Origin of the sequence: Lysobacter sp. yr284 (genome assembly GCF_900107375.1) — a bacterium.
Taxonomy (GTDB): Bacteria; Pseudomonadota; Gammaproteobacteria; order Xanthomonadales; family Xanthomonadaceae; genus Lysobacter.
In genome coordinates, this window is record NZ_FNPT01000015.1 from 12,093 (window position 1) to 36,461 (window position 24,369).

The 24,369-nt window shown below is 70.6% G+C and carries 23 protein-coding genes; 1 reads left to right on the forward strand and 22 read right to left on the reverse strand.

The genetic code is table 11. The features are described 5' to 3' along the window. Positions 1-92: 92 nt before the first annotated feature. The 3 genes from BLV01_RS18485 to BLV01_RS18495 all read right to left on the reverse strand — a co-directional run bounded on the left by BLV01_RS18485 (position 93) and on the right by BLV01_RS18495 (position 2,435). The gene (locus tag BLV01_RS18485; protein ID WP_091803259.1) at positions 93-476 is read right to left on the reverse strand and encodes a DUF6491 family protein; all 384 of its coding nucleotides are present in this window, start codon (positions 474-476) and stop codon (positions 93-95) included. Between the two features lie 414 nt (positions 477-890). Then, on the reverse strand, positions 891-1,667 hold the full coding sequence (locus BLV01_RS18490) for a hypothetical protein (RefSeq protein ID WP_091803262.1): 777 nt from the start codon (positions 1,665-1,667) through the stop codon (positions 891-893). Between the two features lie 411 nt (positions 1,668-2,078). Beyond that, positions 2,079-2,435: a nuclear transport factor 2 family protein gene (locus BLV01_RS18495; RefSeq protein ID WP_091803264.1), complete on the reverse strand. Its 357-nt coding sequence runs from the start codon at positions 2,433-2,435 to the stop codon at positions 2,079-2,081. A gap of 184 nt (positions 2,436-2,619) precedes the next feature. Between BLV01_RS18495 and BLV01_RS18500 the strand changes: the two genes are divergently transcribed. Beyond that, positions 2,620-3,822, forward strand: coding sequence for an acyltransferase family protein (locus BLV01_RS18500; protein ID WP_091803267.1), 1,203 nt, complete (start codon positions 2,620-2,622; stop codon positions 3,820-3,822). Positions 3,823-3,966: 144 nt separating this feature from the next. Here BLV01_RS18500 and BLV01_RS18505 read toward each other — a convergent pair whose 3' ends face one another. The 19 genes from BLV01_RS18505 to BLV01_RS18595 all read right to left on the reverse strand — a co-directional run bounded on the left by BLV01_RS18505 (position 3,967) and on the right by BLV01_RS18595 (position 24,336). Further along, positions 3,967-4,515 carry a hypothetical protein gene (locus BLV01_RS18505; RefSeq protein WP_091803271.1) on the reverse strand — a complete coding sequence of 183 codons (549 nt, stop codon included), beginning with the start codon at positions 4,513-4,515 and terminating at the stop codon, positions 3,967-3,969. Positions 4,516-4,518: 3 nt separating this feature from the next. Then, on the reverse strand, positions 4,519-6,285 hold the full coding sequence (locus BLV01_RS27135; RefSeq protein WP_091803541.1) for a S8 family serine peptidase: 1,767 nt from the start codon (positions 6,283-6,285) through the stop codon (positions 4,519-4,521). 401 nt (positions 6,286-6,686) lie between these two features. Further along, the gene (locus tag BLV01_RS18515) at positions 6,687-6,905 is read right to left on the reverse strand and encodes a hypothetical protein (RefSeq protein ID WP_091803273.1); all 219 of its coding nucleotides are present in this window, start codon (positions 6,903-6,905) and stop codon (positions 6,687-6,689) included. 198 nt (positions 6,906-7,103) lie between these two features. Then, positions 7,104-7,574 carry a DUF952 domain-containing protein gene (locus BLV01_RS18520; protein WP_091803276.1) on the reverse strand — a complete coding sequence of 157 codons (471 nt, stop codon included), beginning with the start codon at positions 7,572-7,574 and terminating at the stop codon, positions 7,104-7,106. A 308-nt stretch (positions 7,575-7,882) separates the two neighbouring features. Continuing rightward, entirely contained in the window at positions 7,883-8,551 is a 669-nt protein-coding gene (locus tag BLV01_RS18525) for a hypothetical protein (RefSeq protein WP_091803279.1), read from the reverse strand. 233 nt (positions 8,552-8,784) lie between these two features. Next, positions 8,785-9,192 (reverse strand): transposase, encoded by a 408-nt coding sequence (locus tag BLV01_RS18530; RefSeq protein ID WP_091803281.1) that lies wholly within the window; start codon positions 9,190-9,192, stop codon positions 8,785-8,787. 69 nt (positions 9,193-9,261) lie between these two features. After that, positions 9,262-9,684 carry a transposase gene (locus BLV01_RS26395; RefSeq protein WP_175486107.1) on the reverse strand — a complete coding sequence of 141 codons (423 nt, stop codon included), beginning with the start codon at positions 9,682-9,684 and terminating at the stop codon, positions 9,262-9,264. A 334-nt stretch (positions 9,685-10,018) separates the two neighbouring features. Continuing rightward, a complete protein-coding gene (locus tag BLV01_RS18540; RefSeq protein ID WP_091803286.1) occupies positions 10,019-10,579 on the reverse strand; it encodes a hypothetical protein in 561 nt (186 codons plus the stop codon). A gap of 2 nt (positions 10,580-10,581) precedes the next feature. After that, on the reverse strand, positions 10,582-12,351 hold the full coding sequence (locus tag BLV01_RS18545) for a S8 family serine peptidase (RefSeq protein WP_091803287.1): 1,770 nt from the start codon (positions 12,349-12,351) through the stop codon (positions 10,582-10,584). A gap of 101 nt (positions 12,352-12,452) precedes the next feature. Then, positions 12,453-12,989 carry a fimbrial protein gene (locus BLV01_RS18550; RefSeq protein ID WP_091803288.1) on the reverse strand — a complete coding sequence of 179 codons (537 nt, stop codon included), beginning with the start codon at positions 12,987-12,989 and terminating at the stop codon, positions 12,453-12,455. Between the two features lie 456 nt (positions 12,990-13,445). Next, positions 13,446-13,964 (reverse strand): hypothetical protein, encoded by a 519-nt coding sequence (locus BLV01_RS18555; RefSeq protein ID WP_139178855.1) that lies wholly within the window; start codon positions 13,962-13,964, stop codon positions 13,446-13,448. Between the two features lie 20 nt (positions 13,965-13,984). Next, complete coding sequence (locus BLV01_RS18560; RefSeq protein ID WP_091803291.1) at positions 13,985-15,670, reverse strand: S8 family serine peptidase; 1,686 nt, start codon at positions 15,668-15,670, stop codon at positions 13,985-13,987. Positions 15,671-15,841: 171 nt separating this feature from the next. Continuing rightward, the gene (locus BLV01_RS18565; RefSeq protein WP_091803294.1) at positions 15,842-16,384 is read right to left on the reverse strand and encodes a hypothetical protein; all 543 of its coding nucleotides are present in this window, start codon (positions 16,382-16,384) and stop codon (positions 15,842-15,844) included. 1 nt (position 16,385) lies between these two features. Continuing rightward, complete coding sequence (locus tag BLV01_RS26940; RefSeq protein WP_091803297.1) at positions 16,386-18,143, reverse strand: S8 family serine peptidase; 1,758 nt, start codon at positions 18,141-18,143, stop codon at positions 16,386-16,388. Between the two features lie 112 nt (positions 18,144-18,255). Then, positions 18,256-18,792 carry a fimbrial protein gene (locus tag BLV01_RS18575; RefSeq protein WP_091803300.1) on the reverse strand — a complete coding sequence of 179 codons (537 nt, stop codon included), beginning with the start codon at positions 18,790-18,792 and terminating at the stop codon, positions 18,256-18,258. A 652-nt stretch (positions 18,793-19,444) separates the two neighbouring features. Beyond that, positions 19,445-20,419 carry a fimbrial protein gene (locus tag BLV01_RS18580; RefSeq protein ID WP_091803303.1) on the reverse strand — a complete coding sequence of 325 codons (975 nt, stop codon included), beginning with the start codon at positions 20,417-20,419 and terminating at the stop codon, positions 19,445-19,447. Then, positions 20,409-23,042: a fimbria/pilus outer membrane usher protein gene (locus BLV01_RS18585; RefSeq protein ID WP_091803306.1), complete on the reverse strand. Its 2,634-nt coding sequence runs from the start codon at positions 23,040-23,042 to the stop codon at positions 20,409-20,411. The genes BLV01_RS18580 and BLV01_RS18585 overlap by 11 nt, the downstream gene beginning before the upstream one ends. Before the next feature lie 7 nt (positions 23,043-23,049). Continuing rightward, on the reverse strand, positions 23,050-23,793 hold the full coding sequence (locus BLV01_RS18590) for a fimbrial biogenesis chaperone (protein ID WP_254782688.1): 744 nt from the start codon (positions 23,791-23,793) through the stop codon (positions 23,050-23,052). Between the two features lie 207 nt (positions 23,794-24,000). After that, positions 24,001-24,336, reverse strand: coding sequence for an I78 family peptidase inhibitor (locus BLV01_RS18595; RefSeq protein ID WP_091803309.1), 336 nt, complete (start codon positions 24,334-24,336; stop codon positions 24,001-24,003). Between the last annotated feature and the right edge of the window lie 33 nt (positions 24,337-24,369).

Sequence of the window (24,369 nt, forward strand, 5' to 3'; positions counted from 1 at the left end):
CTTTTCGTTTCTTCGACGCCATCTTCCTGAGCTACATCGCGGCCCACCCGGCACTGGCTCGGGCGCGATCCGCTGAGCCCACGTCGCTTCCGTCAGGCGGCTGAAAGGTCAAGCTTCCGGATCTCATCGATCCGGCACGAACGGATACCGGGCCCGACCACGTGATCGAGCTTGGCGAAAACGCGCCCCATTCGGCTGGTCACGCCAATCGCGCCGGTGTACTTCATGTTTTCGCAATGGCCGTAGAACCGCAAAAGGTAGGCCTCATCGCGTTTGACCCAGAGCGCGGCGGCGGTATCGCTGATGGGAGTCCATCCAGCGAATCGGGGTGCGACGGCACGAACACTCTTTACCGGTTCGCCCGCGTAACGACTGTAGAGCGCGAGCTTCTCCTCGCTGCTCATTTCGGGCGGCTTTGCGCAGGCGATCAGCGGAAACAACGAAGCGAGCGCGATGACGAATACGGTCGTTCTCATGCAGGCGAATCCTGTCGCTAAGTTCGGTCGGTGTTGCGGGCGGGACAACTGTCCCACCCTAATCAAAGCCAGGTAATTTATATATTGCCCGCACCAAAAAACACACTCGGCCAATCTTCGATAAGAACCGCGTGCGACACCGGCCGCGCGCTCGCAACCATCATACCGAAACGGCCAGCGCACGGTTCGCCTGTGTTTTATTTTCAGCGATTTAGCGCCGGCCACGAAATCGCGACCCGGCTTTGGCTTCGCCCGACGGCGACGGTTTCCAACCCCGGGCCCTTCGCTCATCGGATACGTACCCGCTTCCGGGCGCGCACGGCAGGCAGGCCCAGGCGCGTCGCCTGGGCCTGCCTCGAACGAACCGGGCAATCCACTTTCAGCGGAACGAAAGACGTTGTTCCGCAGCCAGCATCAGCGGCCGTCTTTGTCCGCGTCCCCGGGCAGTGCGCGCTCTACGCTGTGCCACGCATCCTTGGCCGCGCCCTTGGCCTCGTCCCAACCCAGTCGCGACTCGCCCTTGACGTGGTTCCAGCGCTGGCCGAGTTCGGTTTCCAGCCGATCGTCCCATTCGCGGTCGGTGTGCTGGTGCCGCGCCTGCGTGCCCAGGCGATACGCCGGCTGGTAATCCGCGTACTGCGCATCGGCGTCGCGATACGGGGCTTGATCGAAACGCGACTGGTGATACCGATCGGTGGCCTCGTAGGTGCGATAGGTGCGATCCGCCCGCCCCCACGAATCGTGCACCGCCGCGCGCGCGTCGCTCCATTCCAGCTGGGACTGCCCGCGCGCCTGGGCCCAATCGCGCTCGAGCTCGGCTTCGGTGCTGTGGTCCCACGCGCGGTCGCGCAGGTTCGAGCGCGCCGCCGCGCCATAGGCGTAGGCAGGGCCGTAGTCGCGGTCGTAGTCGTACTTGGGATCGTAGTACGGGCGCCGGCTGTACTCCTCGCGCCAATAGCCGGCTTCGCCGGTCGGATCGATTTTCTCGGCCACGCCCTTGCCGGCGGAGGCACCGGCGATCGCGCCGATGCCGCCGCCGATCAACATTCCGATCGGCCCGCCCAACGCGCCTAAAACCATGCCCGCCGCGGCGCCGCCCAAGCCGCCGACGCCTACGCCGACGGGATGAGCGCCCGGCGTACCGGTGATGGGATCGCGATTCAGATCGCGTGGTTCTTTGTTGCTCGTCATTGGTTCGCTCCAAGCGGATCGAAACTGTCCGCACGTGGCGAAGATTCGGCCAGCGCGCATGTGGAGCGCGTCGCGGAGACGCGAAAAGTTTTTAACATCGCGCGACCGGCGCGAAGACATCCGTCGTTGCACCGAACCGAGGCGGCTGCCGAAGCTGAAGCGTTCAATCTCAGAGTGTGCTGTCGCACGCAGCGAATATCGGCGCGGATTCATCGAGCGGCGCGTCCTCAACGGTCGCTCGTAGCGTTCGGTCCCGGTCGTGCGCGCATACGAGGCACAGTTGCCGAATCAATGCCTGCGTGCGCCAAGGCAGAGGCGCGCGTCTGTTCTCGCTCGCCTTCTGCCCGCTCGGCGTCGTGCGGCTGAGCGCATGTTCGCCGGCTGCAACCCGATCGCGCCAAGCCGCGCCGATCACCGCTGAGCGGAAACCACCACGAAGGCTCTCAACTCCGCCATCTTGCCGTCGCGGAAACGCCAGACATCGCAATAATCGTGACGGACCGGTCGGCCCTGGTCGTCGGCAGCGTCGATAACGCCCAAGGCCGCCACCATGTCGTTTTCGCCGATCAGTTCGGTAACGGTGAAACGCGGCGCTTCGATGTAGTTCTTTTTCATCCAGCCACGGACCGCCGCCTTGCCGTGCAGGCTTTGCTCGCCCATCGCCGTCCACACGATATCGTCCGTGCAGAAGGCCAGGAACGCTTCGATGTCCAAAGCGCGGATCGCTTCGTTCGCCGCTTCGAGGACGGCCTTGTTCGTGCGCGACATTCTGACCTCCGTCGTAGCGCAGCCATCGCGGCCGCGCAGGGGTCACAAGAGTTAACGCCAACGGCGTTAGTCGTCCGTGACCGGCGCGTCCTCTATCGCACACGCCGCGCATCGATCGGTCCTCGCGCTCCATCTGTGAATACAATACGGACCCGATCCATCGCGAGGACGCTCCGTGGCAGACATGCCCGTCGCTGCAGGACGCCTGCAAACCCCGCCGTCGGCCGCCGAGGCCCACCGGCTTCCCGGCCTCGACTTGTTGCGGGCGGCCGCCGTGGCGTGGGTCATGCTGTTCCACTCCTTCCTCAACGAGGGACCCGACGAGGGCCTGACATGGCTATGCCATTACGGCTGGATGGGCGTCGACCTGTTCTTCGTGCTGAGCGGTTTCCTGATCGGTTCGCAGGTGCTGGCGCCGCTCGCGCGCGGCGAGCGGTTGTCGTTCGGCGGGTTCTACCTGCGTCGCGCGTTCCGCATCCTGCCGGCGTTCCTGGCGGTGCTGGCGGTGTATCTGCTGGTGCCGGGGTTCCGCGAATCGCCGGGGCTGGAGTCGGCGTGGAAGTTCCTGAGCTTCACCCTCAATCTGCTGATCGACTACCGCCAGAACCAGGCGTTCTCGCACGCGTGGTCGCTGTGCGTCGAGGAACATTTCTATCTGGTGTTCCCGCTGTTGGCGTGGTGGCTGATGCGCAGGTCTTCGACGGCGGCGTTCGTGGCCATCTGCGCGAGCGTGGTGCTCGGCGGCATCGCGCTGCGCGCCGGGGTCTGGCTGCACGATGTCGAAACCGAAGGCCCGGTGGGCGAGTCGGCGCGCAGCTGGTTCGCCGAGGACATCTATTTCCCGACCTGGAACCGGCTCGACGGCTTGTTGGCCGGCGTGGTGCTGGCCAGCCTGAAGATCTTCCGCGCGCAATGGTGGCGGCGCGCCCAGGCCTACGCCAACGGCGCCCTGCTCGCGGGGCTGGGCGTGGTGGCCGTGGCCATGTGGCTGTTCCGCGAGCGCACCGGCTTGCTCGCCAACGCGATCGGCTGGCCGGTGCTGTCGGCCGGTTTCGCGTTGCTGGTCTTCGCCGGCGCCACCCGCGCCAGCTGGATCGGTCGCTGGTCGATCCCCGGCATCGGTTGGTTGGCCGCCACCTCGTACAGCCTGTACCTGGTGCACAAGGGCGTGTTCCATGTGGTGGACGAGTCCGTCGGCGATCAGCTGGCAGGCCACAGCCTCGTCGCTTTCGCCGTCTACGGCCTCGCCGCCTTGGCTGCGGCGGCGGTGTTGCATTACGGGGTGGAGCAGCCGTTTCTGCGGCTGCGCGACTGGGCGCTCAGTGGCCGCGCGAAGGCGCCGGCGCCGGGCGCGGATCCGGTTCGAGGGTCGGCGATAGGCGAGTGAGGCGGGCGGCGTCGCTGTTGCGCGTACGAACATCCGCTACGGGCCGCAGAGCCAACGCCGTGCGCCAGGCAATGCGCGCCCGCGCAGAACCGCCGGCCGGAACGGATTCCGGCCGGCGGCTCGTGCTTGCGCAAGAACCGACGCTCAGTAGAGGACGTTTTCCTCTTCGATGATCGCCGGGCTCGCTTCCTTCACCCCAGCCAGCGCCTGGATCTTGCGCATCGCGCTCATCGCGTCCTGCACCGAGCCGAACTCGATCCGGCCGTTGCCGCCGACCTTGGAGGCGTAGGTCAGCTTGCCGCCGCTCGCGCGTACGGCCGCGCCGAGCGCCGAAGCGTCGGCGACGTAGACGTTCAGGGTGGAGGTCACCACCACCGGCTTGCCGGTGTCGGCGATCGCCGCCGCCATCTTCTGCTTGGCCGGGGCGACGGCCTTGCTCGCGGATTTGGCCGCGCCGGACTGCAGCTTGATCTGGTACTTGCCGACCTGCACCTGCTGGGCATCGGCCGCCTGCGCGGTCTTGAGCGTGCTGACCTGCGCCATCGGCGCGAGCGTGAAGCGGGTGTCGCCGATGCTGAAGCTGTCGCCGGTCGCGGCCTGCTGCAGTTCGCGCCGGGCGCTGTCGCCGGACTGCGCGCCGGCGATGCCCGCCGCCGCCAGCAGGATCGGAACGAGGAGTACGTTGGTTTTCATCGGTCAGTGCCCCAGGACGCGGATCTTGAAGGAATTGAGCTTGCCCTTGGCGGCGGCGTTCGCGGCCAGCGGCACGTCGGCGATCTCCAGCGTCCAGGTGCCCTTGGCCGGCTCGTCCAGGAACGCGTTGGACGCGGCGAAGTCGAGCTTGAACGCGGAGCTGCTGACGCTGGTCATCGCCGGCACGATGGTGCTGCGGGTGCCCTTGGGCGAGACCAGCACGATCTGCAACGGGAACGGCGTGTTCGAGGAACTCGAATAGTTCGTCGCAAGGCCCAGCTGCACGCCTTCTATCTTGCCGATGTCGCGGTCGATCGCGATCTGCAGCTTGGCCGGCGCGCCGGCGCCGCCGATGGCGACGGCCTGCGCCGGCGCGACGCGCTGCCAGCCGCTGTCGACCAGCGCCGGCAGCGACTTGAAGCGGCCGGCGAGTTCGACCGCGGCGGTCGCATCCACCAGGCCGAAGCCGTACCAATTGCTGAAGAAATGGCCCGCGGCGTTCTTGCGCCAACCCGGCACCAGCAACGTCCCGTTGGCATGCTTGACGTCGGGCTGATCCTTGTCCACCTGGCGCGCGGTGGTGGCCAGGATGTACTTGACCTCGCGCGCGCCGAGCTTGGGATTGGCCTGCAGCACCAGCGCGGCCACGCCGGAGACCGTCGGCGCCGCCGCCGAGGTGCCGCTCATGGTGCCGTTGTAGTCGCAGCTCGCGTCGATGGCCGAGGCGGCATGGTCGAGCCGGTTGAACGCTTCGGCGTCTTCGCGGTTGTAGCCCATCGCGCAGCCGGAAGGATCGGTGGTGACGATCGCGGGGCTGACGATGGCCGCATCGCCGAACGTCTCCGCCAGCCGCGTCCGGGTCGCTTCGCTGAGTACGGCGCGCTCGCCGCCGAACTCTCCGCCCAGGCCGGACACCCACAGCGCCGAGCCGGCGGACGAGTACACCGCGCGCTTGCCGGTCGCGTCCACCGAGGCGATGGTCATGACGCCGAACAGGTTGTTGCGCGGGTCCAGGCCGGTCTGCACGCAGCCGACATTGGCGTCGAGGATCGCCTGGGCGCACTTGATCCGGCCGAAGAAGCTATCGCGCTGCAGGTTGTTGTTGCCGGCGGCCTTGACGTAGACGCGGCCGCGACCGTTGCGCGCGGCCGCCATCGGCTTCTCGTAGGCGTCGACCTGGCTCTCGGAGAAGGTCTGCGGCGATCCGCTGCCCACGCCCCAGCTGTTGCTGGAGATGTCGACGTCCTGCGCTTCGGCGCCGTTCCACCACGCGTAGAAGATCTTGTCTTCGCTCAGCGAGGTGGAAACATCGCCGAAGCCGTTGAAGCTCTTGAGCCGCGCGCTCGGTGCGACGCCGCGCACGCCGATGCCGTTCCAGCCCACCGCGGCGATGATGCCGGCGACCGAGGTGCCGTGGCCGTAGTCGGGCGTCGTCGGCGTCGGGTCGTGTTCGGGGCGGCCCGGATCGAAGTTCTTGGAGCCGTTGGGCACCACGTTGGCGGCGAGGTCGGCATGGTGGATGTCCACGCCTTCGTCGAGCACGCCGACGACGACGCCCTTGCCGCGGATGTTGTAGTCGTGCAGATCGTCGATGCCCAGGTCGACCGCGAACGTCGGCTTGGTGTCGCCGAGCACGGCCTGGCCGTAGTTCATCAGATGCCATTGATAGCGATACAGCGGATCGCTTTGCTGCGCCTGCGCGGCCCCGGCCGACAGGGCCACCAGGGTCGCTACGCTGAGGATCGTTCTCTTGCCGAATAGCTGTCGCATGCCGCCGACTCCTTGGGTTTCGCCGGGCATGCCGCGCCCGTCGCGACCGAAGCGCTCGCTCCGGCCGATGCGGGCCGCATGCACGGGGTGGGTGGACTGATCGGTCCTTTGTAGAACGCGTGGCGGTCGCCGAACCCCTATCCGGGCGGCGGGTTGGACCGGTCAGCAAACCAAACGCCGCGGGTATGGGGGAGGCCGGCTGGGTTGCGTTGTCGTGGCTGTTTTTGCGTATTTTTTCGCAGGCGATCGGTATCGCTCGCTCACCGCTGGGTGCGTAAGCATCGACGCGCGCGGTGCACGCATCGGCCTTGCGACACGATGGCCTTTTCGGGCTGCGACGCCTTATCCACCGATCCGCGACGGCAGCCAAAGCCGCCGCCGCGGAGGATGCTCGGTACGCGTCAGCAGCTCACGGTCTGCCCGCCGGTGTAGTCGCTGGTCACGATGCCGGTGACCGTGATTTGCCCCGTGCATTGGTTGTGCACGGCGTGGCCGACGACTTGTCCGTCCTGGTAGTAGGTATAGGCCCAGCCGGGAGGCGGCAATTTTCCGCCCGCCGCGGATGCGATGCTGGTCACGCCCGCCAGGGTCAATGCAAGCAACAGGGTCTTCGCGCGCATCACCGGTTTCTCCTTGTGTCCGGCCGAGTGCCGGAATCACAACATGCGCACCCGGCAGCGCGCGCGCACGCCGCATCGCATCATCGAAAACTCGCGCTTATCGCTGAATGCGCGCGAATACATGATCGCGAACACAAAACCCGCTCGCGATCGCGACGCCGATGAACAGCGAACACACTCTGGATCGGCGAGCGTGGCTCAATCAGGACCGCGGCCGGATCGCGGCGACGCTGCAGCAGGCGCCTTGAGCTGCGCGGGCAAGACGACGCGCCCTTCGTCGTCCCGGCGCAGCGGCGCGATGCCCATCACCAGGGCTTTGTCCAACACGCCGTACAGATGCGGAAACACCAGCCCGCTGCGCGGCGAGACTTCCCAGCGCAGGTCGGCGCCGGCAGCGCGCAGGTCCACGGCCGCGACGAAAAGGTCGTGGTTGCCGGCGAAGTGCAGGTCGGCGGTCCGGGTCAGCTGGGTTTCGCTGGAAAGGTGGACGAATCCGTCTTCGAGGTCCTTGGCCGAACCTTCGAAGCGCCCGCTCGTTTCGAGCGTCTGCCGTTCCGACCGGGTCAGGATCTTGTAGGCGATCGCCGGGCGCGCGGCGCTCGCGTCCGCCGGCGGTTCCTGGCCGAAGCCGCCGGCGAGCGTCGATGCGATGAGCAGGAATCCGAGCATCTGGTGTCTCCCGATCCGTCCCGCGCAGCGGGCGTGCAGTGCGCGGCGAAAGGCCCCGCGGCCGCAGCCGCGAATCGCTACGCCGCAAGCCGGGCCGCACGCGGCGGCTTGGCTTGGGGGGCGGTCAGTCTTCCGAGATGCAGCCTTTGGCCAGCTTCGCGCACCAGTAAATCATGAAACCTGTGTTGATCCCGCTTGCGAACTGCAAACCCGGTCGGACTTTTCCTGCGCGCCCTATCGCGTCGGCGCCGGATCGGCGCTGCGATGCACGACGCGGTGCGCGCGGCATCACCTGTTCGTCGGCTGCGCTACAGGAAGCAGGATTCGAAGTTCTCGCCCTCGATCGGCGCGCGGTTGTACTTCTTCACGAACGACTCCGGCTTGCGCACGAACGCGTCGAACGCGCGCTGCCCGCTGGACACGGCATGCGCCAGGGCGTCGTAGAAACTGTCGTCGCCGCCGAGGAACAATTGCTCGTCGGCCTGTTTCTCCAGGCGCTCCACCGCTTTTTGCAGCGCGCGCCGGTGCCGGGCCGCAGCCTTCTCCAGCCGCGTCAGCTCCGATGCGCGCAGCCGTTCGCGCAGGGCCGCGCGCGCGATCGCCAGGTACGCGGGGTCGAGGCCGTATTTCGGCCAGTTCAGGGCGGCGACGACGGACCAGAACTGCTTGGGATCGGCGCGCGCCAGGCGTGCGGCCAGGCGCGTGGCCTTCGGCTCCGGCCGCAGCGCGTCGGCGTCCAGGGGCCGGCTTTTCTTCAGCAGCGCATCGGCCTGCGCCTGCGGCAGCGAGAACACCGTTCGCGGCCCCAGTTCCTTGAGGATCAGGCGGCGCGCGCGCTTGTCGGAACTCGCGCCGCGCACGCCGAACGCGGCGTCCTTGGCCAGCACGCCGCGCTGGCCGCGCGCGCTCGCCAACACGCAGGGCTGCCTGGCCTGGTACAGGTACCACTCGTAGGCATCGTTGCCGAGTATCGCCATGATCGCTCCGTGCCGCGACGCGGCGACGCGCGTCGGCCGGGTCGCTGTCCTGGGTCGCGCCGATACTATCCCACGCGCCCTGCCGCAGCGTTTCGCCGCGGCGACGGATTATCGCGTGCCGCGACGGTGGCGATCTCGCCCGGCCCGCGCCAGGCGGCGATGTCGGCCCGGCGGCAGCGACCGGCGTCGCGCAGCCTGCGCGCCAAGGCGCGCCGGCCTCGCTGCGGCGACGGCTAGTCGCCGCGGCGTTGGCGCTTGGCGCGGAAGCGCTTCTCGCGCACGCGCCGTTCGGCGTAGGCGACCACGCGCGCCGACCACGCGTCGAGCATCACCCCGCTGTTGGCCAGCACGGTCCACACGCCGCGCTCGATCCAGCGTTCGTTGCGGTTGTAGCAGACCCGCCAGTCGCCGAACTGGTCCTCGGGCAGCTGGGTCCAGGCGCATTGGCCGACCATCACCGACAGCGCGGCATCGACGAAGCGGCGCGTATCGGGCCGGCGCGAATCCTCCAGGGCGATGACCTGGCGCACCACCTGTTCCAGCAATGGCCATTCGCTGTCGCTGAGTTGCACGAAACGGGCGCGTCCGCGCGCGTCTTCGCGGCCGTGGCCGATCCGGTCCCGCCTGATTTCGGTTTGCATGCTTCCCTCCTGGCTGCGCGTCGCGCCGCGACGCTGCGGCCGCCGACGCGCGCGTTCACTCCTGTGCGTTCATTCCTGCATGAGCAGGCGCTGGCGTTTGCGCGAGCTGCGGCGCACCCGCTGCTGGTCCTGGCGTTGCGCGTATTCGGCGATGCGCTGCGCCCAGACCTCGGGCAGGGCGCCGCTGCGCACCGCCCGCTGCCACACGCCGCGCGCCATCCAGCGGCGGTTGCGGCGGTAGTTGGACACCCAGTTGCCGTAGTCCTGCGCCGGCAGGTCGGTCCAGTAGCAATGGCCGGTCATCACCGACAGCGCGGCGTCGACGAAGCGGCGGTCGTCGCGCTCGCTGCCGGCGCGCACCAGCGCCGGTTCGCCGAGCGCGCGCTTGAACGCCTCCCACTCGCGGTCGTCCAGCGCGATGGCCTGGCGCCGCGCGTTCGCCGCCGCCGTGCCGGTGGCCGCGTCGTCGCGCGGCGTCGGGTCGTGCTCCATGGCCCAGCTCCTGCCAGTCGTTGGAATCCTTGTTCCGTGCACGGACGGCGTCGGCCGTCGCGGTTTCGGCGGCGGATCGGCGAAGCCGGGCCGCACGCCTGCGCCGGCGCCGGCGCGTTGCCGTCGCACGCCGCAGCGCTCGCTGCGGGTCGCCTGCGATGGGGGCGGTCCTCGCCGATCCCGCGGCGCGTTCGCACCCGCCATGGGGCCGCGAACCGCGGACCGGCGCTGCGACAAGAAGCCGCAGCGGACCGGGGAATGCGGGGCCGCCAGCGGCCCCGCGCGCATCTGCGTCATCGATGCGGCGCCGGGCGGGCCCGGCGCCGCAACGCAATCACCACGGAACCCGACGCTGCTCGACCAGGCGCGGATTGACTTCCTTCACGCCGGCCTGGCCCTGGATCAGCTGACGCGCCTGCATCGCCTGGCTCACCGAGGCGTAGCCGATGGTCGCGTTGCCGCCGACCGCCGAGGAGTACAGCAGCGTGCCGCCGGTCTGCTTGACCAACTGGTCGACCACGCCCGGATGGGTGAAGTAGACGTTGAGCTCGGGCGCGACGACCACCGTCTCGCCGGACTCGGACACCGCCGCGCCGAGGTTCTCGCCGCCGCTGCTGAGCGAGCGGGCGCTGCGCGCGCTGGCCGAGGCGGCCGCCGGTACCGCGACCACGTAGTCGCCGGCGATCATCTCGCGGCCGGCATCGGTGCTGACTTCGGCCGGACGGGTGACCACCGCCGACGGCGCGATGCGGTACTGGGTGTGGCCGATGGTGAAACTGTCGCCGACCGCGGCCTGGGCCAGTTCGGCCTTGGAGGCGGAGACCTGGGCCAGTGCCGCCGGCGCCATCGCCATGGCCAGCACGCCCGCGCAGATCGAAAGGGAATGATTTTTCATGCTCAGTGCCCCAGGACGCGGATCTTGAACGAGGAGAGTTTGCCCTTGGCGTCGGTGCCGGCGGCCAGGCTGGTGTCGGCCACTTCGACCGTCCAGTTGCCGCTGCCGGACTCGTCGAGGAAGGCGTTGACCGCGGCCAGGTCGAAGGTCATCGTCGCGCCGACCGGCACCGAGCCGGCGGGCACCACGATCGCGCGGGTGCCGCTGGGCGAGACCAGGGTGACGACCAGCGGGGTGGACTTCAGCGGCAGGGTGCTGCCGACCGGGTAATCCGAAGCCAGGCCGATCTGCACCGCTTCGATGCGGCCCGCGGCGGCGGCGAGGTTGACGCTGGCGCGCGCCGGCGCCGCGGCGTTGCCGATCGGTTGCGGGGTTTCCAGGTTCACGCGCTGCCAGCCGCTGTCGACCAGCGCGCCGATCGACTTGAAGCCGGTCGCGCGGGTCACCGCCGCGGTCGCGTCGACCAGGCCGTAGCCGTACCAGTTGCTGTAGGCGCGGCCGGCGGCGTTGGTGGTCCAGCCCGCCGACAGCACCGTGCCGTTGGCGTCGGTCACCGCGGCCTGGGTCGGATCGACCTTGCGCGCGGTGGTGGCGAGGATGTACTTGACGTCGCGGTAGCTCAGCTTCGGATTGGCCTGCAGCATCAGCGCGACCACGCCGGTCACGGTCGGCGACGCCGCCGAGGTGCCGTTCATGGTCGCGGCGTAGTTGCAGGTGTTGTCGATCGTGGACTGGTTCGACTCCAGGCGGTTGAGGTCGAAGTCGGACCAGAACACCGCCGGGGTGACCCGGTTGGTGTTGTAGCCGCGCACGCAGCCCGACAGGTCGGTGGTCATGATCGCCGGATCGAACGACACCGCCGGACGCGTCGCCAGCTGCGCCGGGGTCACCTGGGCGGCGACGGTCGCGCGCTCCCAGCCGTACTCGCCGCCCAGGCCCGAGACCCACAGCGAGGCGCCGGGGGTGGAGTAGCTGGAGCGCTTGCCGGCGGCGTTGACCGCGGCGACGGTGATGACGTTGAAGTAGTTGGACTCTTCCACGAACACCGACTGGCTGCAGCCGACGCGGCCGCTGGAAGCCGGGCAGTAGGTGTTTACGGTGTTGAAGCCGTTGCCGGCCGCCTTGACGTAGACCGTGCCGAGGCCGCCGCGGGTGGCCGACATCGGGTTTTCCCACGCCGCCAGTTCGTTCTCGGAGACGCTGGTCAGGAACAGCGGGGTGGTGTCGCCCCAGCTGTTGTTGGACACGGCCACGTCCTTGGATTCCGGACCGTCCCACCACGCGTAGCGGATCTGCGCCGAGGTACCGCCGGCGTCGAGGAAGTTGAAGCTCTTCAGCCGCGCGCTCGGGGCCACGCCGCGCACGCCGATGCCGTTCCAGCCGACCGCGCCGATGATGCCGGTCACCGCGGTGCCGTGGGCGTTGCCGCCCTGGGCCGCCGACGGAGTCGGGTCGTGGCTGTTGTTGTTGAAGTTCCACGAACCGTTGGGCACGAAGTTCGCGGCTAGGTCGGGATGGGCGATTTCCGCGCCCTGGTCGAGCACGCCGACCACCACGCCCTTGCCGCGGATGTTGTAGTCGTGCAGGTCGTCGATGCCGATGTCGACGCCGGAGACCGGGCGGGTGTCGCCGATCACCGCCTGGCCGTAGTTCATCAGGTGCCACTGATAGCGATACAGCGGATCGCCTTGCTGCGCCTGCGCCGCGCCTGCGGACAGGGCCAGAAGGGTCGCTACGCTGAGGATCGTCCTTTTGCCGGAAAGCTGTCGCATACCGCCAACTCCTTGTGGGTCGTCGGACATGCGGCCCGCAGCGCCGCCGGAGCGCTGGCGCGCCGGCGGGTGCGGGCCGCATGCACGGGGATGGGGTGGACTTACTGGTAGATCATGGTGAAGGTGACGCTGCTGTTCGCCGCGCCGGCGGTAGCGGCGCCGGTGGCGAAGTACTGCGCGTAGTAGCGCAGCGCGGCGCCGCCGGTATCGACCGAGACCTGCTGGCTGTTCTGCAGGCCCAGCGGGTTGCCGAGCAGCACCTGCGAGAAGTCGGCGTTGAGCAGCTGCAGCTCGACGTTGCCGGCGTTGCCGGTGCCGCCTTCCAGGGTCAGGTTGTTGCTGCTGGTGTTGATGGTCGGGCCCGGCTCGAAGAACGTCTGGACCTGGGTGGTGCTGGCGTCGCAGTCGGCGACGCGGATGATGAAGGGCGTGCGGCCGGAGACTTCGCCGGCGGCCGACAACGAGGACACCGCGACCGCGGGCAGGCGCACGCGGATGTCGGCCGGGCTGGGGCCGTTGGTGAGCACGCAGGTCGGCGCGATCACCGAGCCTTCGATGTGGATGGTGCCGTCGACGGCATAGGCGGAAACGGGCGCAGCAAGAGCGAGAGCGAGTACGGCGATCGAAGCGGTCTTCATTTCGTCCCCTAGATCTGATGTCGCGTTGCGATGTGCACCGGCGTGACGCGGCACCTGGATCCGATCCTGTGGATCGCGTCCCTCTGGACTGCATCCCGTTGGATACGCCCCCGCTGGATCCGAACCGCAGATCCGAGCCCGCCGACCTTAGCGATGAACTGTTCACGAACTGCGATGGATTTGGCAGTTCGCTCACCATCCCTCATTAACTACAACGTATTTTCTCCACATACCCCCTACACCGTTCGTCACATTCGATCGCAGCGTCGGGCGAACTGTTACCCGATTGCATCGTTTACCTTCGATGCCGCGATTGGCGTGGCATCGGCACGGAATAAAGCACGCACGTTCGGCGATGTGCGTTCGCACAATCGCGCGCCGCAAACGCAACGACCCGGCCGGCGCGCGAGGCGCCGGCCGGGTCGTGGTTGCGGCGAAGACGGCAGACGCGTCGGCTCAGGTCGGCGCGTCGGTGCCCTCGATGATCTCCGGCGCGACTTCCTTGATTCCGGCGATGGCCTGGATCTTGGCCATCGCCTTCATCGCCGCATCGACCGAATCGAACGCGATCCGGCCGTTGCCGCCGGCGGCGGAGGAATACACCAGGGTGCCGCCGCTGGCGCGCACCGCCGCCTGCAACGCGGCCGGATCGCGGTGGTAGACGTTGAGGGTGGAGGTCACCACCACCGCCTTGCCGTCGTCGCCGACCGCCGCGACCAGGCGCGGCTTGGCGGCGACGGCGCGGGCGCTGCGCGCGGCGGCCGGCTGCAGCTTCACGGCGTAGTCGCCCACGCGCACGGCCTGGCTGCCGGCCGACGCGGCCGCCGCGCCGACCACGCCGTCGGGGGCGAGGCGGAACTGGGTATAGCCGATGCGGAAGGCATCGCCGGTGGCGGCCTGCCGCAGCGCCTCGCGCGCGGCGTCGGGCGCCTGCGCGTGCGCGCCGGCCGCGGCGGCGAAGAGGAGCGGGCCCACAAGGATCGCGATTTTCATGCTCAGTGCCCCAGGACGCGGATTTTGAAGGAGGCCAGGGCGCCCTTGGAGGCGGCGCCGTCGGCCAGCGGCACGTCGGCGACTTCCAGCGTCCAGGTGCCCTGCCCCGGTTCGTCGAGGAAGGCGTTGCTGGCGAAGAAGTCGGCCTTGAACGCGGCGGTGTTGAGCCGGGTCATCGCCGGGAACACGGTGCTGCGGGTGCCGCTGGGCGAGACTAGGGTGACCTGCACCGGGAACGGCACAGTGCTGCTGGCGTGGGCGTAGTTGCTGGCCCAGCCCAGTTGCACGGTCTCGATCTTGCGGATGTCGTTGCCGATGGCGATCTGCAACCTGGCCGGCGCGCCGGCGCCGCCGATGGCGACCGCGTCGGTCGGCGCGATCCGCTGCCAGCCGCTGTCGACCAGGCGCGGCAGCGGCTTGAACTTGCCGGCGACCTCGACCGCGAGCGCGGCATCGACCAGGCCGTAGCCGTACCAGTTGCTGAAGGAACGGCCGGCCGCGTTGCGGGTCCAGCCCGGGACCAGCACCGTGCCGTTGGCGTGCACCGCCGCCGGCTGGTTCGGTTCGAGTTGGCGCGCGGTGGTGGCCAGGATGTAGCGCACGTCGCGGAAGCTCAGCCTGGCGTTGGCCTGCAGCATCAGCGCGGCGACGCCGGCCACGGTCGGCGCCGCGGCCGAGGTGCCGTTCATGGTGCCGACGTAGTTGCAGGTGTTGTCGAGGGTCGAGGCGTCGGTGGACAGCGCGTTGCGCACGTTGCCGTTGACGTTGCTGCCGCGCGCGCAGCCCGACAGGTCGGTGGTGACGATGGCCGGGTTGTACGACACCGCCGCATAACCCGGCGAGTACGCGACCTGGCGCCCGTACTCGCCGCCCAGGCCCGACACCCACAGTGCCGCGCCCGCGGAGGAATAGCTCGAGCGCTTGCCGGCGGCGTTGACCGCGGCGATGGTCATCACGTTGAACATGTTGTTGCGGCGGTCCAGGCCGGTCTGCTTGCAGCCGACGTTGGCGTCGACCACCGCCTTGGGGCAGTCGGCGATGAAGTCGTTGCCGGCGGACTTGACGTAGATCGCGCCCAGGCCGTTGCGGGTGGCCGACATCGGGCCTTCGTAGGCCTGCACTTCGTTTTCCGAGAACGCCGGGATGGTCACGGCGGTGGAGCCGAAGCTGTTGTTGACCACCGACACGTCCTTGGACTCGGCGCCGTCCCACCAGGCGTACTGCAGCTGCGCGGTGGTGCTGGCGGCGTCGAGGTAGTTGAAGCTCTTGAGCCGCGCCGACGGCGCCACGCCGCGGCCGCCGAGGCCGTTCCAGCCGACCGCCGCGACGATGCCGGCGACCATGGTGCCGTGCGAGGAACCGCCGCTGACCGGGGTGGGGTCGTGCGAGTTGTCGTTGAAGTTCCACGAGCCGTTGGGCACGACGTTGGCGGCCAGGTCGGGGTGGGCGATCTCCACGCCCTGGTCGACCACCGACACCACCACGCCGCGGCCGCGGATGTTGTAGTCGTGCAGGTCGTCGATGCCCATGTCGATGCCGAACGCGGGGCGGGTGTCGCCGAGCACCGCCTGGCCGTAGTTCATCAGGTGCCACTGGTAGCGGTACAGCGGGTCGTTCTGCGCCTGGGCGGCGGTTGCGCCCAACAGCGCCACCGCGAGCGCGCTCGTTCTCAAGATCGTTTGCCGCATGTCTGCCACTCCGCCGGGATAGAGGAAGGCCGCGCGGCGCATTGCGGCGCCGCCGGCCCGGGGATCGTGCGTACCGCAGGTCGTACTCGCGCGCCGCGCTGGTTCGAGGCCGCGCCCTGGTTCAATCGTCGCCGACGGCCGCGCGCGGTCGTGCGCGCGGCCGCCGCCGGATCACAGCACCATGTTTTCCAGCTGCTCGATCTTCGGGCTGGCTTCCTTGACCCCGGCCACGCCCTGCAGCTTCGCCGCCGCGTCCAGCGCCTGCTGGACCGAATCGAACTCGATCGTGCCCTTGCCGCCGACGGCGGAGGCATAGGTCAGCCGGCCGCCGCTGCTGCGCACCGCTTCGGCCAGCACCGCGGGCTGGTCGAAGTAGACGTTGACCGAGGAGGTCACCACCACCGGCTCGCCGCTTTGCGACACCGCCGCGGCCAGCTTGGCCGGGGCCGCGGCGAGGCCGCGCTTGGCCGCGGCCGGCGCGGCGCCGAGGGCGAGCGCGTACTTGCCCGCGACCACCGCCTGGGCCGGATCGGCCGAGGCGTCGGCGGCGGTCACCGTCGCCGACGGGGCCAGCCGGAACTGGGTGTCGCCGACCTTGAACGCGGCGCCGTTGGCGGCCTGGCGCAGCGATTCGGCGGCGCCGGACTGGGCCTGCGCGGCGGTCGCCAGGACCATGCCGAGCAGGGAAACGCACAACACGGGAATGGTCTTCATATCAGTGCCCCAGCACGCGGATCTTGAATCCAGTGAGATTGCCCTTCGAGGCCGCGTCCGCGGCCAGCGGCACGTCGGCCACTTCCACGGTCCAGGTGCCTTCGCCCTTCTCGTCGAGGAAGGCGTTGCTGGCGATGAAGGGAATGGTGAAGGCGGTGGTCGCGCCGACGCCGGTCATCGCCGGCACCACGTAGCTCTTGGTGCCGCTGGGCGAGGTCAGGGTCACCAGCAGCGGCGAGGGCGCGGTGGACAGGAAACCGGCGGTGATCGGGTAGGTCGTCTCCAGGCCCAACTGCACGCCTTCGACCTTGGCGATGGCGCGATCGATGCGGATCTGCAGCTTGGCCGGCGCGCTCGCGCCGCCGATCGCGACCGGCGCGGCCACCGTGGCGCGGGTCCAACCGCTGTCGACCAGCGCCGGCAGCGGCTTGAACGCCATCGCCCGCTCGACCGCGGCGGTGGCGTCGACCAGGCCGTAGCCGTACCAGTTGCTGAAGCGGTGGCCGGCGGCGTTGGCGGTCCAGCCCGGCGCGATCGTGGTGCCGTTGGCGTGCTTGACGACCGGCTGCTGCGGATCGATCTGGCGCGCGGTCGCGGCCAGGATGTAGCGCACGTCGCGGTAGCTCAGCTTCGGGTTCGCCTGCAGCACCAGCGCGCTGACGCCGGCCACGGTCGGCGTCGCCGCCGAGGTGCCGTTCATGCGGCCGGTGTAGTTGCAGGTGTTGTCGATGGCCGACTGGCTGGAATCGAGCGCGTTGAGGCGCGCGTCGGCGGCGTCGCTGTTGTAGCCGTTGACGCAGCCGCTGACGTCGGTGGTGACGATGGCCGGATCGAAGTTCAGCGGATTGACGGCGGTGGAATACGGCTTCTGGTGGCCGTACTCGCCGCCCAGGCCCGCCACCCACAGCGCCGAGCCCGGGCTGGAGTAGTTCGAGCGCTTGCCGGCGGCGTTGACCGCGGCGATGGTCATCACGTTGAACAGGTTGTTGCGCGGGTCGAAGCCGGCCTGGGTGCAGCCGACGTTGGCCGCGCGGGTCTCGGCGGTGCAGGCGTTGAACAGGCCGAAGAACACCGGATGCTGGTTGTAGTGGTTGCCGGCGGCCTTGACGTAGACCGCGCCGAGGCCGCCGCGGGTGGCCGCCATCGGCTTCTCGAACGCGCCCACTTCGTTCTCGGAGAACGCCGGCGGCAGCAGCGGCGCGGCGCCCCAGCTGTTGTTGGAGACCGCCACGTCCTTGGCTTCGGCGCCGTCCCACCACGAGTAGACGATGTTGTCGGCCTGGCTGCCGCCGGCGCGCGGCGACAGGAAGTTGAAGCCCTTCAGCCGCGCCGCCGGCGCCACGCCGCGCACGCCGATGCCGTTCCAGCCGACCGCGCCGATGATGCCGCCGACCGCGGTGCCGTGGCCTTCGCCGGCCTGGGTCGGGCTGGGATCGTGGATCGGCCCGCCGGTGTTGAAGTTGCGCGAGCCGTCGGCAACCACGTTCGCGGCGAGGTCGGGATGGGCGATCTGCATGCCTTCGTCGACCACGCCGACCACGACGTTGCGGCCGCGGATGTTGAAGTCGTGCAGGTCGTCGATGCCCAGGTCGATGCCGACCGCCGGCTTGGTGTCGCCGAGCACGCTCTGGCCGTAGTTCATCAGGTGCCACTGATAGCGGTACAGCGGGTCTCCCTGCTGCGCCTGCGCGGCGCCGCCGCAGGCCATGGCCGCGATGGCCAGGCTCAGTACCGTCCTCTTGCTCAGATGCTGTCGCATACCGCCGACTCCTTGGTTGGGTCGAACTCGCGTTCGTCGGACATGCCGCGCCCGTGGCGGCCGGAGCGAGGGCTCCGGCCGCTGCGGGCCGTACGCACGTTGGGGGTGGGGCTTACTGGTAGATCATCGTGAAGGTGACGCTGCTGTTGGCCGCGCCGGCCGAAGCCGCGCCGGTGGCCACGTACTGCGCGTAGTAGCGCAGCGCGGCGCCGCCGCTTTCCACCGCGACCGACTGGGTGTTCTGCAGCCCCAGCGGATTGCCGAGCAGCACCTGGCTGTGGTCGGCGTTGAGCAGCTGCAGCTCGACGTTGCCGGCGTTGCCGGTGCCGCCTTGCAGGGTCAGGTTGTTGCTGCTGGTGTTGATGGTCGGGCCCGGCTCGAAGTAGGTCTGGACCTGGGCGGTGGCGGCGTCGCAATCGGCGACGCGGATGAAGAACGGGGTGCGGCCGGCGGTCTGGCCGGCGGCCGACAGCGCCGACACCGCGACCGTCGGCAGCTTGACCCGGATGTCGGCCGGCGTCGGCCCGTTGGTGAGCGTGCAGGTCGGCGCGATCACCGAACCTTCGAAGCGGAGCGTGCCGTCTGCAGCCAACGCGGACGCGGGCAGGGCGAACGCGAGGGCGAGTACGGCGATGGAAGCGGTCTTCATGACGTCCCCTAGTGCAGGAATCGAATGCGACGAACCGTGCGGACATCGCATGGCCAAGTACGCGCGGCACGCAGTGCGGATGGAATCTGGCGAACCCGCAAGCGACCGTCGCGGCGGCGAACCGTTCACGCAGCCCGAAGATCGGAGGAGTTCGATCGGGCGGCGTGGATTCACTCGCTATCACATGAAACGCGCACTTCCTGTATTACCCCACACACAAAGTGTGGAATTGAGAGGTCGATTCGAGTTCAGATCATCGATGCTGCACCGTATCGGCGAAGCGGCGCCGCGCGTGCTCCTGATCGCAACGGCGCGAGCGGCCTTGCGGCTGCGTTGAAGGTTGCGTGGCGGTTGCGGCCCCGCGGTCGCGACTCGCGTCGCTCCTACAGTCGCAAACGAACCACCCGAAGCCCCTTGTAGGAGCGGCGCAAGCCGCGACCGCGCCACTATGACTACGCCGAAAGCTTCGTCGCAGCCGCAACCCCGCAGTCGCGACTCGCGTCGCTCCTACAGTCGCAAACGAACCGTCCGGAGCCCCTTGTAGGAGCGGCGCGAGCCGCGACCGCGCCGCTACGACTGCGCCGAACGCCCATCGCAGGCGCAACCCCGCACCCGCGACTCGCGTCGCTCGCGCAGCCGGCTCCCACCGCCCTCACTCGTAGCTGAGCGTGAACGTCAGCGAGGCCGAGACCGTGCCGGGCTGCGGCGGCTGCGCGTCGCTGCGGTAGTACGCGGCCTGCAGCGGGATGCGGAAGCTGCCGCCGTCGCCGAGGTGGCCGGCCTGCAGTTCGTGGCTGCTGCCGAACTCGACCGGGCGGCCGTCGCGGTCGCGGATCTGCACCGCCACGCCGCGCGCGCTGGCGCCGGGGTCCAGCGCCAGCGCCGAGGTCGCGGCGTCGGCGCCGGCGAGCGGGTCGAGCCGGTAGCTGATCCGCGAAAGCCCCGCCGGGCAGTCGTCCAGGCGCAGGTCGAAGTCCTTGGCGCCGGCGCTGGCACCAGGCCGGGCCAGCGCCTGCGGCGCGATCGGCGCGAGCGCGACGCGCACGCTCGGGGTGTTGCAGGTGGCCGCGCGCACCGCGATCGCGCCGGTGAAGTTCACCCGCGCGGCGATCGCGTCGCCGGCGCCGACTTCGGCGCCGACGCCGCCGCGGTACACCAGGGTCGGCAGGTCGGCGCCGCGGATCGCGCCGCCGCCGCTGCCGGCGTCGAGCTTGATCAGTTCCAGACGCAGCGTACCGCGCGTGGACGGGCTCATCGCCACCGCCGCGAACTCGGCCGCCGGCAGCGGCCGGCCGTCGATCGACAGGCGCACGCCGACCGCGGCCACGCCGGTGCGGTAGATGTCCTCGGCCTGGCTCGGGTGCGGCGTCTGCGCATAGCGCCAGCCGCCGTCCTGGGCCGCCTCGGCGCAGCCCGGCGCCGGCGCGGGCAACGGGTAGTCGGCTGCATACAGCACGCTGCCGGCGGGGCGGTCGCGCGGCACTACGATCGAGGCGTCGATGGCGATGGCGCGTTCGGCCGGCGCCGCGCACTGGGCGCCGGCGGCGCCGGCGGCGAGCAGCGCGCAGGCGGCGGCGGCCGCGGCCGCGGCGTCGGGGAGGCGACGGCCGGCGCGTTCAGCGCGCATCGTCGCGGTGACAGACGGCTTCGACCAGCGCATAGGCGTTCTCGCTTTGGCGGGTGGGCGCGGGAAGGACATAGTCGATCGCGCAGCGGCGCCCGCCCTGCGCGCCCCAGCGCACGTACAGGCGGCCGCGTTCGGCCAGGCCGGTCGCGTAGATGCGGCTGGCCTGGGCCACCGCGCCGACGCTGCGGCCGGATTCGTCGAGCACCTCGGCGGCGAACGGCAGCGCCGCGCCGGTTTCGTCGCGCACGCTCAGGATCGCGCCGCGGCCGCTCTGGGTCGGATATTCCACCCGCACCACCGCGCCCGCCAGTGGTACCACGGTCTGCGCGGTGCCGGCGATCTCGACCTGGGCGCGCGCGCTGAGCGGGTCGATCTCGACCGTGTTGCGCGCGTACGGGATCAGGTACGGCGCCAGCGCGTAGCCGCGCCGGTCGACCCGCGCGCCGCCCTGGTTCAGCAGGCGCGCGCCCTGGGCGCCGTCGGCCTCGACCAGGGCCAGGGTCTCGCCGTACTGCGGCCCCAGGGTCAGCCCGTCGCCGTGCAGCACCGCCACGCCGTCCACGCCCCAGCCGTACTGGCGGTAGCCGCGGCCCCAGCCGTAGGACGCGTTCAGGGTCGCCTGCGGCGCGCGGTACAGCGCGTTGGCCGCGCCGGTGCGGTCGCCGCCGGCGCCGTCGGCGACGCTGACGCCGTAGCCGAACACGTCTTCCTGGCCGAGGCTGCCGCTGACGCCCAGGCGGGTGTCGGTGCCGCGCTCGCTGCGCTCCAGCGAGGCCGCGGCGGTCGCGGCGCGGCCCAGCGGCAGGGTCAGGCCGAGGAAGTATTGGTCGTCGCGGCGGCCGCTGGCGTCGTCCACCCGCGCCGCGGTGAAGACGATGCCGAGGTTGCGCCACTGCCCGCGCACGCCGGCCTGGTAGTTACCGCTGCTGGCGCCGTCGCGGTAGCTCAGACGCGAGCCGCTCAGGTACAGCGAGGTGCGCGCGCCCAGCGGCCAGCTCAGCGACAGCTGGCCGCTGTCGCGCAGGCTGCGCGGGGCCACGCCGGAGAGCGGCTGTTCGCGCCGGCGCAGCGCGCCATACAGGTCCAGGTGGGTGCCGTCGGCATAGACCGAGGCGCTCGCCGCGACCACCAGGCCGAAGTCGAAACGGCGGTTGTAGCCGCCGCGCCAGCGCAGCGCCGAGCCCAGGCCGTCGATGCGCACCGGATTGGCGTCGAGCGAGAACGCGCCCCAGTCGGTGTTCCAGGCCGCGCCGAGCACCGCCGAGCGATAGCCGCGACTGACCAGGCCGCCGGCATAGCCGGTGAAGACGTTGGAGAAGCCGTACTGGGCGCTGGCCTGGGCCACCCCGGGACGCTGCGACAGCGCGGTCTCGTCGACCTGGCCGAGCACGAATTCGTAGCCCAGGCTGCCGGCCCGGCGCAGCTGCGGGTTGGAGGCGTTGGCGACGCGGAACTGGGCGACGCGGCCGTCGGCCTCGATCACCGCGACCTCCAAGTCGCCGCCGTTGCTGGCCGCGTACAGGTCGTCGATCTCGAACGGGCCGGGCGCGATGTTGGCGCGGTACAGCAGGCTGCCGCGCTGGCGGATCTCGACCACCGCGTTGCTGTAGGCGGTGCCGCGCACCACCGGCGCGTAGCCGCGCAGCGAGTCGGGCACCATGCGCTCGTCCTTGACCAGGCGCGCGCCGCGGAAGCCGTACACGCCCAGGGTCGGATCGCCCGCGGTCGCCCGGCCCAGCTGCAGCCGCCCCGACCACGCCGGCAGCGCGCGTTCGACATAGGCCGCCTGGGTGTCCCAGCGCCGCGATTCGCCGTCGGCCCAGCTCAGCGAGCCGCGCTGGTGGTACTGCCAGCGGCCGAGGTTGGCGCCCAGCTCCACGCCGAGGTAATTGCTTTCGTAGTCGCCGTCGTCGCCGCGCAGGCGGCTGGCGCTGTAGCTGTAGCCCAGCACCAGCGCGTTCTCGCCGCTCTGCCACAGCTCCGGCGCGACCGCGCCGCGCGCGCTGCGGCGCAGCGCCGCCTGCGGCACGCTGAGGTCCAGCGCCAGTTCGGAGAAGTCGACCTGGACCGCGGCGTGCTGGATGCGCCCGGCCAGGTCGATGCATTCGGGCTCGTCCGCCGCCGCCGGCAGGTCGACGCCGAGCCGGCGCAGCAGCGGCCCGCCCAGGCAGGGCTGCGCGGGCGCGTCGGGCTGCGCGCTGCGGAACTCGACCTCCTCGCGCACCGCGAACGCGCCGTTGACCCGCACGTCCAGGCGATAGCGGCCCGGCGCCACTTCGCCGGCGCGGGCGAAGCGCGACAGGTCGGCCTGGCGCGCGCTGCCGGACAGGTAGCGCAGGTCGAATCCGGATTCGGCCGCGGCCGCGGGCTGGGCCGGAGGCTGCGCCGATGCGGGCGCTGCGGCCGGCGAAGCCGGTGGCGCGGGCGCCGACGGCGCGGGCTGCGTCGCCGGCTGCGATGGCGCCGATGCGGGCGGCGCCTGCGGCGCGGGCTGCGGCTGGGCCGCGTGCACGGCGCCGGCGAAGGCGATGCCCAGGCACAGCCCGCCGCGCCACGCACATGCGCTCGGCGTCCTGGGCGCGGCCGGCGTCGCGGCGGCGGGCGGGGAAACGATGCGCGCCATGGCGCGGCTACTCCCCGGTCTGCCCCTGTAGTTCGGTGCGTCCGCCGTAGTCGTTGATGATCGAATACGCGACCGCGGCGCCGGCCGCCGGCGCCGCCGGCAGTTGCGCCAGGTCCAGGCGCAGGCTCGCGCCCGGGGCCAGCATGCCGGCGTTGTCGAAGCGGTACTCGCGCCCGCCCAGGCTGACGGCGACGCGGCCGAAGGACACATGGAAGGCGCCGGGATTGCTGCACTCCAGCGCCCAGCCGGCCTCGCCGGCGCGGACCACGCGCCAGCGCAGCGCGCGCGCCGCCGCCTCGGGATCGCCGGGCAGCCCCTGCGGGCGCAGGAACACCTTGATGCGGGTGCGGAAGGCGACCTGCAGGTGGTTCTGGTCGAGTTCGGCCGGGTCCACGCTGGGCGGGATCTCCAGCACGTTGAGCCAGTACACCGACTCGCGCTCCTGCGCCGCGGCCGCGCCGGTCGCGGTCGGGCCGTACACCAGGCGCAGCGCCTGGCCCTTGCCCGGCTCGATCCGCACCACCGGCGGCGACACCAGGAACGGCGCCTTGCTCGCGTCCGGCGACTGCTTGGGGTCGCCATCGTCGACCCACACCTGCACCAGCGCCGGGCGTGCGCCGACGTTGTTGAGCTTGACCGCGACTTCGCGCTGCTGCGCGGGATAGATCACGCGGGTGCCGGCGATGGTCACCTCGGCCTGCGCCGGCGCGGCCAGGCCGCCGCACAGCATCGCCACCGCAAACGCCTTCACGGCCCACTGCTTTCCCCGGCACAGCATGGTCATGCGTCGTCGGACTCCTTGCGTTGGTCGCGACGCGCGCGGCGCCGCGGGCCCGGTGCGCCGCCGTCGCCCCCTGCGGCGGCCGGCCCGGTCGTCGGGCCGCGCGTGGGCGACCCTGGTCTAAGTAACAACGCGGCGCCGCCGGGCCTCCCTACCCGGCCGGCGGCGGCCGCCGGTTCAGCCGCAATCGACGGCGAGGATGCGCTGGGCCTGGTCGACGCGGACGTTGAGACGGTCCTCGCGGCGGTCGCGGCCGAAGGTATTGTCCGGCGCGACCACCCGCCACAGCCCGGCGCCGCTGTCCTTGAACAGGCGCCGGCCGGTGGCTTCGTCGAGGGTCTGGCCGACCGCCCAGCCGAGCCCGTCGGCGTGGCAGCGGCCCTTGCCGGCCAGATCCGGGCGCGGCGCGTTCTGCGCGCAGGCGCCGGCGGCCAGCGCCAGCGCGGCGGCGAACAGCAGCGGCGCGCGCGGGCGCAGCGCGGCGCGGACGGCGATGGGACGTTCGGCGTTCATCGGGCGGTCTCGACGGAGCGTGGCCCCCATACT

What these genes read in the sequence shown, in the direction of transcription:
- BLV01_RS18550 (WP_091803288.1), bottom strand. Translation starts at nt 12,989, where the DNA reads ATGAAGACCGCTTCGATCGCCGTACTCGCTCTCGCTCTTGCTGCGCCC.
- BLV01_RS26940 (WP_091803297.1), bottom strand. Translation starts at nt 18,143, where the DNA reads ATGCGACAGCATCTGAGCAAGAGGACGGTACTGAGCCTGGCCATCGCG.
- BLV01_RS18585 (WP_091803306.1), bottom strand. Translation starts at nt 23,042, where the DNA reads ATGGCGCGCATCGTTTCCCCGCCCGCCGCCGCGACGCCGGCCGCGCCC.
- BLV01_RS18580 (WP_091803303.1), bottom strand. Translation starts at nt 20,419, where the DNA reads ATGCGCGCTGAACGCGCCGGCCGTCGCCTCCCCGACGCCGCGGCCGCG.
- BLV01_RS18520 (WP_091803276.1), bottom strand. Translation starts at nt 7,574, where the DNA reads ATGCTCGGATTCCTGCTCATCGCATCGACGCTCGCCGGCGGCTTCGGC.
- BLV01_RS18485 (WP_091803259.1), bottom strand. Translation starts at nt 476, where the DNA reads ATGAGAACGACCGTATTCGTCATCGCGCTCGCTTCGTTGTTTCCGCTG.
- BLV01_RS18530 (WP_091803281.1), bottom strand. Translation starts at nt 9,192, where the DNA reads ATGCAAACCGAAATCAGGCGGGACCGGATCGGCCACGGCCGCGAAGAC.
- BLV01_RS18515 (WP_091803273.1), bottom strand. Translation starts at nt 6,905, where the DNA reads ATGCGCGCGAAGACCCTGTTGCTTGCATTGACCCTGGCGGGCGTGACC.
- BLV01_RS18490 (WP_091803262.1), bottom strand. Translation starts at nt 1,667, where the DNA reads ATGACGAGCAACAAAGAACCACGCGATCTGAATCGCGATCCCATCACC.
- BLV01_RS18545 (WP_091803287.1), bottom strand. Translation starts at nt 12,351, where the DNA reads ATGCGACAGCTTTCCGGCAAAAGGACGATCCTCAGCGTAGCGACCCTT.
- BLV01_RS18540 (WP_091803286.1), bottom strand. Translation starts at nt 10,579, where the DNA reads ATGAAAAATCATTCCCTTTCGATCTGCGCGGGCGTGCTGGCCATGGCG.
- BLV01_RS18500 (WP_091803267.1), top strand. Translation starts at nt 2,620, where the DNA reads ATGCCCGTCGCTGCAGGACGCCTGCAAACCCCGCCGTCGGCCGCCGAG.
- BLV01_RS18575 (WP_091803300.1), bottom strand. Translation starts at nt 18,792, where the DNA reads ATGAAGACCGCTTCCATCGCCGTACTCGCCCTCGCGTTCGCCCTGCCC.
- BLV01_RS26395 (WP_175486107.1), bottom strand. Translation starts at nt 9,684, where the DNA reads ATGGAGCACGACCCGACGCCGCGCGACGACGCGGCCACCGGCACGGCG.
- BLV01_RS18525 (WP_091803279.1), bottom strand. Translation starts at nt 8,551, where the DNA reads ATGGCGATACTCGGCAACGATGCCTACGAGTGGTACCTGTACCAGGCC.
- BLV01_RS18595 (WP_091803309.1), bottom strand. Translation starts at nt 24,336, where the DNA reads ATGAACGCCGAACGTCCCATCGCCGTCCGCGCCGCGCTGCGCCCGCGC.
- BLV01_RS27135 (WP_091803541.1), bottom strand. Translation starts at nt 6,285, where the DNA reads ATGCGACAGCTATTCGGCAAGAGAACGATCCTCAGCGTAGCGACCCTG.
- BLV01_RS18560 (WP_091803291.1), bottom strand. Translation starts at nt 15,670, where the DNA reads ATGCGGCAAACGATCTTGAGAACGAGCGCGCTCGCGGTGGCGCTGTTG.
- BLV01_RS18495 (WP_091803264.1), bottom strand. Translation starts at nt 2,435, where the DNA reads ATGTCGCGCACGAACAAGGCCGTCCTCGAAGCGGCGAACGAAGCGATC.
- BLV01_RS18505 (WP_091803271.1), bottom strand. Translation starts at nt 4,515, where the DNA reads ATGAAAACCAACGTACTCCTCGTTCCGATCCTGCTGGCGGCGGCGGGC.
- BLV01_RS18565 (WP_091803294.1), bottom strand. Translation starts at nt 16,384, where the DNA reads ATGAAGACCATTCCCGTGTTGTGCGTTTCCCTGCTCGGCATGGTCCTG.